Source organism: Catenulispora pinisilvae, from assembly GCF_015356865.1.
Taxonomy (GTDB): domain Bacteria; phylum Actinomycetota; class Actinomycetes; order Streptomycetales; family Catenulisporaceae; genus Catenulispora; species Catenulispora pinisilvae.
The window spans coordinates 21535-34790 of the sequence record NZ_JAAFZA010000104.1 but is presented as its reverse complement, the minus strand read 5'-3'; the positions used below and the strand labels follow the sequence as shown (position 1 = coordinate 34790).

Sequence of the window (13256 nt, the reverse complement as noted above, 5' to 3'; positions counted from 1 at the left end):
GCGGGCGGGGTGGTCATGGCGGGCGGGGCCTTCCCGGTGGGCGTCGTTGCCTGGTCATGATCGCACCGGCCCCCGGTTCGAACTGGCGTCCGGGACCAGATGGCGGACCAGCGCTGGTGCCGCGCACCCCCCTCAGTACAGTTCTTGACGGCGGACCCCACCCGCCGGAAGCAAGATCCCCACCAGTAAAGTGATCATCTCACCCATCCGGCACAAATCGTCCTGGTCGAGATGCGCCGGTCCGCCGCACGATCCAGGCTGGACGCAGGGTCCGCCTCGGCACCGCCCACCGCCCACGGGAGATGAGAGACCGCTATGAGCCGCCCCAAGATACTCGTCGTCGGCAGCGGCTTCGCGGGCACCGAGTGCGCCCACAAGCTGGAGAAGAAGCTCTCCCTGGACGACGCCGAGATCCGTCTGGTCTCCGCGGTCAACCACCAGCTGTACCTGCCGCTGCTGCCGCACGTCGCCTCCGGCGTGCTGACCCCGCAGGCGGTCGCGGTCTCGCTGCGCCGGATGCTCAAGACCACCGTGCTGATCCCCGGCGGCGCGATCGGCATCGACACCGAGACCAAGTCGGTGGTGGTGCGCAAGATCGACGGCGCGGAGATCATCGAGCGCTACGACTACCTGGTGCTCACCCCGGGCAGTGTGACCCGGCAGTTCGACATCCCGGGCGTGGACAAGTTCGCGGTGGGCGTGAAGACGCTGGCCGAGGCGGCGTGGATCCGGGACCACGTGATCGCCCAGCTGGACCTGGCCGCGGTCGCCCAGACCGACGCCGAGCGCGAGTCCCGGCTCCAGTTCGTGGTGGTCGGCGGCGGCTACGCGGGCACCGAGACCGCGGCGTACCTGCAACGGCTGACCACCGAGGCGGTGAAGCGGTACCCGAACCTGGACGGCAGCCTGGTCAAGTGGCACCTGGTGGACATCGCGCCGCGGCTGATGCCCGAACTGGGCGAGAAGCTCGGCGAGAAGGCGCTGAAGATCCTGAAGAAGCGGGGCCTGCACGTCTCGCTCGGCGTCTCGGTCGCGGAGTGCACCGAGGACACCGTGACCCTGACCGACGGCCGCAAGCTGCCGTGCCGCACCCTGATCTGGACCGCCGGCGTCGCCCCGAGCCCGCTGATCGCCACCATGGGCGCCCCGACCAACCGCGGCCGGCTGATGGTCAACCCGGACCTGACGGTCCCGGACCTGCCCGGCGTCTTCGCCCTCGGCGACGCCGCCGCGGTCCCGGACCTGGCCAAGGGCGGCGACGCGATCTGCCCGCCGACCGCCCAGCACGCGATGCGCCAGGGCTGGGCGGCGGCCGAGAACGTGATGGCGGCGGTCCGCGGCTTCCCGCTGAAGGACTACCGGCACAAGGACCTGGGCCTGGTCGTGGACCTCGGCGGCCTCAAGGCGGTCTCCAAGCCGCTGGGCATCCCGCTGTCCGGCCTGCCCGCCCAGGTCGTCGCCCGCGGCTACCACCTCATGGCCCTGCGCACCTTCGCCGCCCGCTTCCGCACCGCCGCCGGCTGGATGCTGAACTCGCTGGTCGGCGACGACTTCGTGCGCACCGGCTTCCAGGCCGAGCGCGCCGCGTCGCTGCGGGACTTCGAGTACACGGACGTGTATCTGACGCGCGAGGAGATCCTTCAGCGGACGCGCGGGAACGCCCCGGCCGGGGAGCACGCGGCGCCGGCTACCGCGGCCTGAGGCTCTGCTTTCAGAAAGCGCGAAACGGTCGCTGTCGGGTGGTCATCGGCGCAGTCGTGGATCACTCCGTAGGATCCGGTCCTATGTCCCATGCCTCGCGCCTGGCCGCCTACCGTTCCGTCTCCACGTCCCTCGCACTGCTCAGCGACCATGACGTACAGCAGATGCTGGACGCGGCGTCGCCGGCCGGATCGGGCATCGGTGGGAAGTCGGCGCTGCTGGAAGTCGCGGGGACGCCGGTCTTCGTCAAACAGGTGCCGCTGACCGATCTGGAACGCCGTCCGGAGAACGTCCGCTCCACGGCGAACTTGTTCGAGCTGCCGGCGTTCTGCCACTACGGCGTCGGCGGGCCGGGCTTCGGCGCGTGGCGGGAACTGGCCGTCCAGACGATGACGACCGACTGGGTACTCGCCGGCGACCACGACGGCTTCCCGTTGATGTACCACTGGCGGGTGGTGCCGGATTCGACGCCGCTGCCCGAGGAACTGGCCGACGTGGACGCCACTGTCGCCTTCTGGGGCGGCGGGACACAGGTACGCCGTCGCATCGAGCAGCTACGCGACTCCTCTGCGAGCATCGCGCTGTTCCTGGAGTACATCCCGCAGAACGTGTTCCAGTGGCTTCGCGAGCAGTTGAGCGTTGGCGGCGAGACCGCCGACCGGGCCTGCGCCTTGGTGGACCGGGACCTGGCAGCGGGGATCTCCTTCATGAACAGCCACGGCCTGCTGCACTTCGACGCCCACTTCCAGAACCTTCTGACCGATGGCAGCCGGCTGTATTTCGCGGACTACGGGCTGGCGATCTCCTCCCGCTTCGAGCTGGCGAAGGACGAGACCGCGTTCTTCGAGCAGCACCACGACTACGACCGCCGCTTCGCGGCCATGTACAGCGCGCAATGGCTGGTCACGGAGCTCTTCGGGTCCGGGTCGGAGGACCGCAGAGCCCGCCTGCGGGCCTATGCCCGAGGCGAGGTACCGACCGGGATCCCCGAGACGGCCGCGGCGATCTTGGCCCGCGACGCACCCACCGCCGTCGTGATGACGGACTTCCTGCGTGCGTTGCAGCTGGAGAGCAGGCAGGCGCCGTACCCGCCGGAGCCGTGAGCGGCACGCACAGGCCACCCAGCTCAGTTCGTCCAGTTGACGACGCAGTACGGGCTGGCCGGAGACCAGGCGGACGTGCCGTCGGAATTCACAGCCTGCACCTGGATGCAGACGGTCTCCTGGGGGATGGTGTTGATCGTGGTGCTGGTGCCCGTCGCGGTGACCGGTGACATACCCGGACGCAGGGACTCGGTGTACTTGACCACGTAGCTGGTCGCGCCCGGAGCAGCGGACCAGTTGATGGTCATCGTGATGAATGGCGAGGCGGGGCCTGCCGCAACGCCCGTCACGGCTCCCGGTGCGCCGCCGCCAGGCGGCGGTGTCGTCGTCGGGGCGTGGGAAGACGGTGGCGGAGTGTGGGAAGGCGGCGGGACCTGGGAGGTCGGAGCCTTCGTCGGCGCGCTGCTTCCATGAGTGCCCGCGGCCGGGCTGGACATGCTCGAACCCGGGCCGCCGGTCGTTCCGCCGCTCCCGGCGCCACTGGCGCCGCTGCTCCCCACCGGGCTGCCAGGTGCGGGCCCGGACCCGGACCCGGATCCGGACCCTGACACCGCACCGGCGGCCGGAGAGCCGGAGGGCGGTGTCGTCGTGCCGGGCGGTGCGCCGGGGACCGACCCGGAGCCGCCGGTCGTCGGTGACGTGCCGGCGCCGGAAGTGGCCTGCGAGTCAGAACTCGGATTCCCGGGCGGGAACACCCCGCTCTTCGCCGAGTGACCGGCATTGTTCGAACCGGCTGCGTTCCCGTCCGTCAGCACCACGGCGGTGGCGACCACCACCGCGAGCGCCGCCGCGCCGACCAGCGCCGCACGCCGGCCCCGTCGGGCACGGCCCGCGTCACCCGAGCCGTCCAGACCCTCCGCGCCGTCCGGGCCGTCCAGACCGACCGAGCCGACCGAGCCGTCCACGCCGCCCCCGATCGGCACCGTCGCATCCGGATCCTCGGCAACCGGCGGTCTCGACAACTCCTCGGCGACTCGCTCTGCGGTCGGACGCTTAGCCGGATCCTTCTGTAGACACCGCAGCAGCAACGGCCGCAGCTCCGCCGGCGCAGCGCCGAGTTCGGGCTCTGAGTGAACGATCGCGTAGAGCAGCTGCGCCGGCGTCCCCTCCCCGAAGGGCCCCACGCCGCAGGCCGCGAAGACCAGCAGCCCAGCGAGCGCGAACACATCGGCCGCAGTACCGGTCGCGCGCCCGGACTCCAGCTGCTCCGGCGCCATGAACTGCGGAGTGCCCACCGCGAGTCCGGTCCGGGTGATCGTGCTGGCCGCCAGGTCCCGCGCGATGCCGAAGTCGATCAGCTTCGGGCCGCCGTCGGGCAGCAGCAGGTTGGTCGGCTTGATGTCGCGGTGGACGAGCTTCGCGGCGTGGATGTCGGCCAGCGTCCGGGCCAGGGCCGCACCGAGTGTGCACACCGCCGCCGCGTCCAGCGGCCCGGAGCCCTTGGTGACCACGTGGTGCAGCGACGGCCCGTCGACGTATTCGGTGGCCAGCCATGGCCGCTGCGCCTCGGCGTCGGCGTCCAGGATCGCGGCGATCCCGGGGCCCGGGACCGCGCGCAGGGCTTCGATCTCCCGCTGGAAGCGGCGCCGGAACTCCGGCTCGCGCGCCAGATCGGCGTGGATCACCTTGACCGCGACATGCTCGCCGTCAGCGTCCTGCGCCAGATAGACCCGCCCCATGCCGCCGGATCCAAGGATCCCCAGCAGTCCGTACGGCCCGATCTCGGTCGGATCGTTCTCGCCCAGCTCTTCCACCACAGCAGCCACCCCCGCGCGCTGATCCGTATCGATGGCCTGAGAACAGTCGTGTTCCCAGGCCACCGACACTGTGTCACACAAGGGCCTGCGACGTCAGCCCGCCGCGGTGGTGCTACTTCCCCGCTCCGAGGGTCAGGCCCTCGGTGATCCGGCGCCCGAGCCACGCGTACAGCGCGAGCATGGGCAGCACCGCGATGGACACCCCGGCGAACATCACGCCGAAGTCCTCGCCGGTGAACTGCTGCTGGGTCAGGAAGTTGACCAAGGCCAGCGGCAGAGTGAAGTTGTCGTTGGTCTGCAGGAACATCAGGGCCAGGAACGTCTCGTTCCAGCAGGCGATGGCGACCAGCGTCAGCGCCGTCATCAGGCCGCCCTTGGCCAGCGGCAGCATGATCCGCCAGAACGTCATCCCCGGGCCCACGCCGTCCAGCGCCGCGGCCTCCTCCAACTCGCCCGGGAGCGAGGCGAAGAACGACATCAGCAGGTAGACCGTGAACGGCAGGTTCACCACGATGTAGAGCACGATCAGGCCGGCCAGGTTGTCGATCAGGTGCATCTTGGCCATGATCGAGTACAGCGGCAGCACGATGATCTGCATCGGGATGCCCAGGCCCAGCACGAAGTACATGCTCACGCCGCCGGAGAGCCGGTTCTGGTTCCGGCCCAGGACGTAGGCCGCCGGCGAGGCCAGCAGCACGGTCCCGGCCGCGGCGAACACGACCACCAGCACCGAGTTCACGAACGCCGGCCCGAAGCCGCCGTCGTGCCAGGCCTTGCTCCAGTTGGAGAACTTCAGCTCGGTCGGCAGCCGGAACGGGTGGTTCAGCACGTTGTAGCTCGACTTCAGCGAGCTGAGCAGGATGAACAGGAACGTGAACGCGCAGAAGGCGACGAACAGCCAGATCAGCGCGGCTCCGGGGAGCCTGGCCCAGGGGACCCGGCGGCGGCCGGCGGGGGCCGCCGCCGGGGTGTCGGGGTCCTGCGCCGCGCTCTCAGCGCGGGACCCGGTCGTTGCGGTGCTCATGTCGTCCCGCCTTCCTCAAAGCTCTAGCCGGTCGCGGCTGGTGACCCGGCGCAGCACCACGACGACCAGCACGACCGCCACCAACGTGACGACCGCGCCGGCACAGGCCCGGCCGAAGTCGTAGATCGGGGAGGTGCCGCCGATGGTCTCGCCGTAGACGTACATCGCCGACGTCCACTGGTTGGTGGTCGGCAGGTTCCCCTGCGATCCGGAGAAGGCGAGGATGAACTCGAAGATCTTCACCGTGCCGATGGTCCACAGCACCGCCGCGGTCCCGATCACGTCCCAGGACATCGGCAGCGTGATGTGCCGGAAGCGCTGCCAGGAGTTGGTCCCGGCGAGCTTGGCCTCTTCGTAGTAGTACGGCGGGATCCGGTCCACGCCGGCCATCAGGATCGTCACGTAGTACCCGGTGTTGATCCAGACGATGGCGATCAGGATCGCGTTGAACTGCCACTGCGGCTTCAGCCAGTCCACCGGGCCCAGCCCGAAGGAGTGCAGGCCCTTGTTCAGCATGCCGTCGTGGTTCAGCAGGAAGTCCCAGAACGCGGCCAGCGCCACGCCGGAGACGATGTGCGGCAGGAAGATGAAGCCCTGGATGAACCGGCGGCCCTTCATCTCCCGCAGCATCAGCATGAACGCGAAGCTCAGGATGAACAGGAAGATGCCGCAGCCGAACAACAGCTTCAGCGTGTTGAAGAACGCGTCCTTGAACGCCGGGTCGTGCCGCAGGTGGTCGTAGTTGAGCGTGCCCTTCCAGCGTGGGTTGGAGAACCCGTCCCAGCTGGTGAAGCTCGCGTAGAACGAGTACGCGGTCGGCACCATGAACATGATCGTGTACAGGATCAGCGCCGGGGCCAGGAACGGCCCGAAGACGCGCCGGCGGCGCCGGGCCAGGGGCGACCCCTTGGCCCGGCCCCGCCGGACACCGAGCGTGGCGCTCGTCACGAGGCGGACTTCCAGTAGTCGATCGTGCCCTGCTTGCCGTTGGAGACGAACTTCGCCGCGTCGTCCTGGCCGGTGATCAGGCGGATCATCTCAGGGTTCAGCATCTTGTTGGTCCAGTCCGCGTAGTCCACGGACAGGTGCGCCTGGTCGGCGTAGACGGTGCCGGTCAGCGCCTTGCTCATCGAGGCCAGCTGGGCCGGCGGCGTGATGTCGGTGCGCGGCGTCAGGTTCAGCGCCTGGGTCGAGATGCCGGACAGCTCCTCCTTCTTCATGAAGAAGGCGACGAACTTCTCGGCGGCGTCGGCGTGCTTGGCAGACTTGGGGACCGCGAAGCCGAAGAAGTTGATGCCGGTGTCGGTGTTGCCCGAGTCCAGCGCCGGCAGCTGGATGCTGTCGAACTTGAAGCCCGCGGTGGCGTTCGGCGCGGCCTCCGAGGGCACCCAGGTGCCGGACAGGTAGAACGCCGCCTGGCCCTTGGCCCAGTCGCCCTCTTCGTCGATGCTCTTGCTGGACTCGTAGCCCTTGAGGATGTCGCCCTTGTCCCGCAGCGCCTGCACCAGCTGCGCGGCCTTGAGGACCTTCGGGTCGTCCCACGCGGCACCGGTCTTGTCGCTGGCCAGCTTCTTCAGGCCGTCGGTGCCCAGTTCGCGCTGAAGGACCAGCAGCACCCAGTACTTGTCGTCGCCGGGGACCGCGAGCGGGGTCATGCCCATGCCCCGCGCCTTGTCGAACAACGCCAGCAGGTCGTCCCAGGACTTCGGCGGGTTGGCGGCCAGGTCGGGGAACTTGGAGGCGTCGAACCACAGGCCCTCGGAGGAGACCTCATAGGGGGCGATGAACGGCTTTCCGTTCTGGTCGTTCAGGAACGGCTTGTAGCTGTCCGGGATGACCTGGCCGACGGTCTGCGACTCGCCGGGGATCGTGGTGCTGTAAAGGCTGCTCAGATCGGTGGTCTCGTTCTTGGCGACCAGCGCGCCCAGCGCGTTCACCGACTGGTCCACCAGGTCCGCCGAGGAACCGGTGCGCAGCGTCGGAGTGAGCTTGGTGATCACGTCCCGGCCCTGCCACTGGATGTTCACCTTGATACCGGTGGACGCGGTGAAGTCGGCGGCCGCCTTCTTGATCACCTGGGCCTGCGGCTCGTTCTGCTGCCACATCGACCAGTAGGTGAACGAGGTGCTGTTGGAATCCTTGGCGGCGGCGGACGAACCGGGCTTGCTGGAGCTGCCACAGGCGGACAGGCTGGCGGCCGAGACGGCCACCGCGGCGGCTATGACGCCGGCGCGGTAGACGTTCTTACTGGTTCGCATATCGGGACTCGCTCTCTGGTGATGGGTGGCTCGTGGCGGTGCGATATTCGTCTGGATGTCTCGGCGTCCGTCCGGCGTCTGTCGAACGTCGGCGGTGCGCCCGCGCCGTCGGATCCGGTCGGAACCGCTCATTGATCGGCAGCTTGCGTCATTCTCGCAGGAGCGTGGTCGTGGTCTGTCAGATCCCTGTCACGCAATGGAGGGCAGGGTCTCGGGCCGCACCAGGCCGAGCAGATCCCGCCCGGTGCTCAGGCGCAGCAGTTCGGCCAGCACGAAATCGCCCAGCCGCCGCAGCTCGCCGCCGATCGAGCCGGCCACGTGCGGGGTCAGGATCAGGTTCGGCAGGTCGAACAGCTCGGAGTCGGCGGGCAGCGGGTCGGGGTCGGTGACGTCGGCCACCGCGAACAGCCGGCCCGAGCGCAGTTCGTCGGCCAGCGCCGCGGTGTCCACCAGGGCCCCGCGCGCGGTGTTGATCAGGGTCGCGCCGTCCTTCATCAGGGCCAGCCGGCGCCGGTCCATCTGGTGCCGGGTCTCGGCGTTGCTCGGCGCGTGCAGGCTGACCACGTCGGCGGCGGCGATCAGCTCGTCGAGCCCGGCGGGTACGGCGCCGAGCTCGCGGACGGCCTCATCGGGCACGTAGGGGTCGTGGACGAGGACGGTCGCGTCCAGGACCCGCAACATCTCCACGACCCGGCGGCCGACGCGGGAGAGCCCGACGACCCCGATCACCCGCCGATGATTGCCGACCGGACCGAAGTCCCGCGACCAGTGCTCCCAGTCCCGGCCATCCCTTCCCGCGCGGAACGCGCGCTCCATCTCCGGCAGCCGCTTGCCCGCGCTGATGACCATCGCGAGGGTGTACTCGGCCACCGGGACCGCGTTGTCGGCGACCGCTGAGGAGACCAGCAGTCCGCGGTCCCACGCGGCGTCCGTGAGGTGGTGCTTGACGCTGCCGCCGGAGTGCAGGACGGCGCGCAGCCCGGGCATCCGCGCCAACGCGGCCTCATCCAGCACCGGACAGTCCCACCCGGTGATCAGCACTTCGGCCCGGGCCAGCGCCCCGGCCGCCTCCGGCGCCGCGAAGTCGGTCACCACCAGGGCCGGATCGACGTCGGCGAGCCCGGCCAGCCGCGCCTCGGCCGCCGCGTCGAACAGCAGCGGACGCAGGGCGGGGCGCATGGCCAGGACGGCGATCGGACGGTCCATGAAACGGCGGCGCCTTTCGGTGATGGGGCGAATGGGATGGATGAAGCGGATGGGGCAGATGGGGCACGCAGTGATGCGTCGAACGAACAACGGTGACCAGTGTCGGAACCAGTTAACCGGAAGTCAATAGGTTCGATGGAAACCGATGGGAAACAAACAAAAACGTAACCATGTCTTGCCGTGATCCCCCTCGGCCCCCCATGCTGTGAACGGTTCTGACTGATAGCTTCTGCTCACGCCCCGACAGACCCCCGCGAGGAGGTGTCCGTGCTCGCCGCTAGACGGCACGCCCTGATCCTTCGCCTGGCCCGCGAACGCGGGTCGGTGCAGGTGGCCGAGCTGGTCGGCATCCTGGGGGTGTCGGACGTGACGGTCCGCCGCGACCTGGACCAGCTGGCCAAGGCCGGGCAACTGGAGAAGGTGCACGGCGGCGCCGTGCTGCCCGCGTCCGCCGAGCCCGAGGCCCCGGCCCGGCACCCGGACCCGGACGCGGACACCGACCTGCCGGTGATCGGCGCGCTGATCCCGAAGTCCTCCTACTACTTCAACCGGGTCGTGGACGGGATGCGGCGCGTGCTGCGCGAGCCCGAGGGGCGGCTGCTGGTCGCCGTCTCGGACTACCAGTCCGGGCAGGACCTCTCGCTGGCGATGGGCCTTGTGGACTCAGGGGCCCAGGCCGTCCTGTTGGCCCCGACCGACGAGGTGGAGTGGGCCGGGGCGCTCGGCGTGCCGACGGTCCTGGTGGAGCGGCGGTCCTACGGCCCGGCGGCCGCGACGACGTCGTGGGTCCGCACGGACCACGAAACCGGTGCCGGGCTCGCAGTTCGGCATCTGCACGAACTCGGGCACCGCCGCATCGCGGTGTTCGCACGCGGTGAGACGCCGACTTCGCGGAGCGTGCTGAGCGGTTTCGAGCAGGCCGCGGCGGCACTGGCCCTGCCGGAGATGCCGCGGATCATCGGCACCGATCTGGCCGGCTGGCCGATGTGGGGCGCGGAGCAGATAGACGCGCTCGCGGAGAAGCTGCGGGAATCGGACGCGACGGCGCTGTTGGTCCACTCGGACGAGGACGCGTTGGCGTTGTTGCAGAACGGGTTCGCGAGCCGGTTCGCGGTCCCCCGGGAGATCTCGATCGTGGCGTATGACGACGAGTTCTCGGCGTTGACGCGGCCCGCGCTGACCGCGGTCTCGCCGCCGAAGGAGTCGGTCGGGGAGCTGGCGGTGCGGACGTTGCTGGACCTGGTGCGCGATCCGGCGGCGCCGGCCCGGCATGTGGACGTCTCGCCGCGGTTGATCGTGCGGGAGTCGACGGGGGTCGCCCGCTCGGCGTAAGCCCTTTGCGCTACAGGTTGCTCCGCTGCGCTAAAGGTTGCTCCGCTGCTCTAGAGGTTGCTCCGCCAGCCGTCTTCATCCTGATGCCGGCGCAGGATCCGGGCCGGCACGCCGCCGATCAGGCAGTGGTCGGGGAACGAGCCGCGCACCACCGCGCCGGCCGCCACGGCCACGTTCCGGCCCAGCGTCGTGCCGGGCAGGATCACCGAGCCGACGCCCAGCCAGCAGCCGTCGCCGATGGTCACCGGCTTGTCCTCGGGGTCCTGGCGGCCGATCGGGGTGTCCAGCGCGGTGTAGCCGTGGTTCTGGTCGGTGATGTAGACGTAGGGCCCGAAGAAGACGTCGTCGCCGATGTCCACGCGCAGGTGCGCCACGATGTGGCTGCCCCGGCCGATCGAGCAGCCGCGGCCGATGCGCAGCACGATCTCCTCGCCGAAGTCCTCGCCCGGCCAGCCCACCGCCAGGCTCACGCCCTCGCCGACGAGCGTGCCCTCGCCTATCGCCATGTACTGCTCGTTGTAGAGCGCGCCGAGCGGGAACGACAACGCCGCGCCCGGCCCCAGATGCGCGAACCGATAGCGTCCCGGATTGACGGCGGTGACGCGGCCGCGCACCCGGGCCCAGTCCCACACGCCGCGGATCGCGGCGGCGGTGAGACGGTCCATCCAGCGGGAACGACGCGGCACTGGGGTCTCTCCTCGACTCTGCACGACAAGATCACACCAGGGGGATCGCCGTCAGCATACGGCCGTGGCGCAGGGGCCGCGCCCTGTGCTCGGCTCGGGGTTTGTACAGAGGCGGTGCTGAGGCGACGCCGAGTCGGTGCCGGAGCAGTGCGGGGTGGCGCGACCGGGCGGGTCGCGAGCGGGTCGCAGGCTGTTCGTGGGCGGGTAATAGGCGGGTACATAGGCCCGGCTTAGATGCTTCGCCGCACGATAGATTGTGCCGTCGCGTTGCGCCGTCCGCTGCATCCGCCACACCCGCTCGGAGGTCTCCCCGCCGATGACCGTCCCCGACGCCCCAGCACCGGTCACCACGTGTTACCGGCACAGCGGGCGCGAGAGCCGCGTGCGTTGCACGCGTTGCGACCGGTACATCTGCCCCGACTGCATGCTCAGCGCTTCGGTGGGGTTTCAGTGCCCTGATTGTGTGCGGGCCGGGAACAAGGAAGTCCGGCCGACCCGTACCCTGTTCGGCGCGCGGGCGGCGGACGGAAGTCGGCCGGTGGCCACCATCGCACTGGTGGCGCTGAACTTCGCGGTCTACGCGGCGGAGCTGATGAAGCACTCTGTCGTGGACCGGCTGTCGCTGCTGTCCGACGCCATGATCGGCCCCGACAACGGCATCTACCTGACCATGCCCTCGCCACCGCGGGGCTACCAGACGGTCGGCGTCGCGCACGGCGAGTGGTACCGGCTGCTCACGTCGGCGTTCGTCCACATCCTGCCGAACCAGCCGCCGCTGGGGCCGCTGCACATCCTGTTCAACATGCTCTCGCTGTGGATGTTCGGCGTGGTGCTGGAGGCGCAGATCGGGCGGGTGCGGTTCCTGTCGGCGTACCTGCTGTCGGCGGTCGGCGGATCAGTGCTCTGTTACTACCTGACCGCGCCGTACGCCCAGTCCATCGGCGCCTCGGGAGCCATCTTCGGTCTGATCGGCATGTACTTCGTCCTGAGCCGCAAACACCACTTCGACCCGCTCGGCGCCCGCCGCCAGCTGATCGCGGCCGTCTTGTGGCTGGTGCTGGCGTCCCGCTTCACCTCCTGGCAGGGGCACCTCGGCGGCCTGATCACGGGCATCGTCATCGGCCTGGTCTTCCGCTACGCCCCGCGCGCCCGCCAAGCCTGCGTCCAGACCGCCGCGATGGTCGCGATACTGGCAGTGTTGATCGGCGCGACGGCGGTGCGCACCTCGGTACTGCACTCGTCCATCGACGACCCGAAGAGCCGGAACGGCCAGAGCGCTGGGGACGTGGTGAGGTATGGACGAACCATTGATGTGGCAAGTGATCGGCCAGCAGAAACACTGGCTGGACTCCCACCCGGACGCTGACCCGGCACTAGCGGTCCCGCTGCGCGTCCTGAAGGTGGCCGAGGAGGCGGGCGAGGCCGCCGCCGCCCTGATCGGCGTCACCGGCCAGAACCCCCGCAAGGGCCGCAGCCACACCGAGGACGACCTAGCGGCAGAGCTCTGCGACGTGATCACCGCCGCGGCCGTGGCCCTGGCGACGGTGGTCCCGGACCCGGACCGGGTACTGGGCGAACACATCGGCCGGGTCTACATGCGCTCGATCGACGCCGGCGCACCCCGCCTGGCCGAGCTCGGCACGGGCCTGGACCGCGCGGCCTGGGCGGCATCACTCCCGAAAGTGATCGTCGGCGCCTCGATGCTCTTCTTCGACGAAACCGGCAAGGTCCTCCTGGTCCGCCAGTCCTACAAGCAGGACAAGAACTGGAGCTTCCCAGGCGGCGGCGTCGAAGAGGGCGAATTCCCCGCCGCCGGCGCCCGCCGCGAGGCCCTGGAGGAAGTCGGCCTGGACGTGGACCCGGGCACCCTGCTGATGGTCGACTGGCGCCCCCGCGACAAGGAACGGCCGCCGCTGATCCACTACCTGTACGACGGCGGCACGCTCAACGCCGAACAGATCGCGCGGATCCGGCTCCAAGAAGGCGAGATCAGCGACTACGGGTTCTTCGACCTCGACGGAGCACGCGACCGGCTGCCCGTGCACGCATACGGCCGACTGTCGCACGCGCTTGAGGTGCGGGCCGGGCGCTTGCCGGTGCAGGACTTGGAGGAGGGGCGGCGGCGGGTCTGACCGGCGCCGGCCAGGCAGTCGTGCCCGCGGCCGCCAGCCAGCCGCGTACCTGCCGCG

11 protein-coding genes are annotated in these 13256 nt (G+C 69.8%); 5 read left to right on the top strand and 6 right to left on the bottom strand.

The window, feature by feature from the left end:
* Nucleotides 1–315: 315 nt before the first annotated feature.
* Nucleotides 316–1701, top strand: coding sequence for an NAD(P)/FAD-dependent oxidoreductase (locus tag IZR01_RS26280; RefSeq protein ID WP_194925391.1), 1386 nt, complete (start codon nt 316–318; stop codon nt 1699–1701).
* A gap of 83 nt (nt 1702–1784) precedes the next feature.
* Nucleotides 1785–2804: a protein kinase family protein gene (locus IZR01_RS26275; protein WP_194925390.1), complete on the top strand. Its 1020-nt coding sequence runs from the start codon at nt 1785–1787 to the stop codon at nt 2802–2804.
* Between the two features lie 23 nt (nt 2805–2827).
* Here IZR01_RS26275 and IZR01_RS26270 read toward each other — a convergent pair whose 3' ends face one another.
* The 5 genes from IZR01_RS26270 to IZR01_RS26250 form a co-directional block, all read right to left on the bottom strand.
* Entirely contained in the window at nt 2828–4561 is a 1734-nt protein-coding gene (locus IZR01_RS26270; protein ID WP_194925389.1) for a protein kinase domain-containing protein, read from the bottom strand.
* A gap of 112 nt (nt 4562–4673) precedes the next feature.
* Nucleotides 4674–5585, bottom strand: a complete 912-nt coding sequence (locus IZR01_RS26265; protein WP_194893854.1) for a carbohydrate ABC transporter permease — start codon at nt 5583–5585, stop codon at nt 4674–4676.
* A gap of 15 nt (nt 5586–5600) precedes the next feature.
* Nucleotides 5601–6533 (bottom strand): carbohydrate ABC transporter permease, encoded by a 933-nt coding sequence (locus IZR01_RS53460; protein ID WP_194893853.1) that lies wholly within the window; start codon nt 6531–6533, stop codon nt 5601–5603.
* Complete coding sequence (locus IZR01_RS26255; RefSeq protein WP_194893852.1) at nt 6530–7843, bottom strand: ABC transporter substrate-binding protein; 1314 nt, start codon at nt 7841–7843, stop codon at nt 6530–6532. Before IZR01_RS26255 ends, IZR01_RS53460 begins: the two co-directional genes overlap by 4 nt.
* A gap of 189 nt (nt 7844–8032) precedes the next feature.
* Nucleotides 8033–9049 carry a hydroxyacid dehydrogenase gene (locus tag IZR01_RS26250; protein WP_194893851.1) on the bottom strand — a complete coding sequence of 339 codons (1017 nt, stop codon included), beginning with the start codon at nt 9047–9049 and terminating at the stop codon, nt 8033–8035.
* Nucleotides 9050–9316: 267 nt separating this feature from the next.
* Between IZR01_RS26250 and IZR01_RS26245 the strand changes: the two genes are divergently transcribed.
* Entirely contained in the window at nt 9317–10381 is a 1065-nt protein-coding gene (locus tag IZR01_RS26245; protein WP_194893850.1) for a substrate-binding domain-containing protein, read from the top strand.
* Between the two features lie 50 nt (nt 10382–10431).
* Here IZR01_RS26245 and IZR01_RS26240 read toward each other — a convergent pair whose 3' ends face one another.
* A complete protein-coding gene (locus tag IZR01_RS26240) occupies nt 10432–11067 on the bottom strand; it encodes an acyltransferase (RefSeq protein ID WP_323746286.1) in 636 nt (211 codons plus the stop codon).
* Between the two features lie 538 nt (nt 11068–11605).
* Here IZR01_RS26240 and IZR01_RS26235 point away from each other — a divergent pair.
* Both IZR01_RS26235 and IZR01_RS52510 read left to right on the top strand, forming a co-directional pair.
* Entirely contained in the window at nt 11606–12433 is an 828-nt protein-coding gene (locus IZR01_RS26235) for a rhomboid family intramembrane serine protease (protein ID WP_323747099.1), read from the top strand.
* Entirely contained in the window at nt 12378–13199 is an 822-nt protein-coding gene (locus IZR01_RS52510) for an NUDIX domain-containing protein (RefSeq protein WP_267254887.1), read from the top strand. The genes IZR01_RS26235 and IZR01_RS52510 overlap by 56 nt, the downstream gene beginning before the upstream one ends.
* Nucleotides 13200–13256 lie beyond the last annotated feature (57 nt).

Bases quoted from the DNA above. Each gene is read 5' to 3' on its own strand.
- IZR01_RS52510 (WP_267254887.1), top strand. From the start codon at position 12,378: ATGTGGCAAGTGATCGGCCAGCAGAAACACTGGCTGGACTCCCACCCG.
- IZR01_RS26255 (WP_194893852.1), bottom strand. From the start codon at position 7,843: ATGCGAACCAGTAAGAACGTCTACCGCGCCGGCGTCATAGCCGCCGCG.
- IZR01_RS26265 (WP_194893854.1), bottom strand. From the start codon at position 5,585: ATGAGCACCGCAACGACCGGGTCCCGCGCTGAGAGCGCGGCGCAGGAC.
- IZR01_RS26280 (WP_194925391.1), top strand. From the start codon at position 316: ATGAGCCGCCCCAAGATACTCGTCGTCGGCAGCGGCTTCGCGGGCACC.
- IZR01_RS26250 (WP_194893851.1), bottom strand. From the start codon at position 9,049: ATGGACCGTCCGATCGCCGTCCTGGCCATGCGCCCCGCCCTGCGTCCG.
- IZR01_RS26275 (WP_194925390.1), top strand. From the start codon at position 1,785: ATGTCCCATGCCTCGCGCCTGGCCGCCTACCGTTCCGTCTCCACGTCC.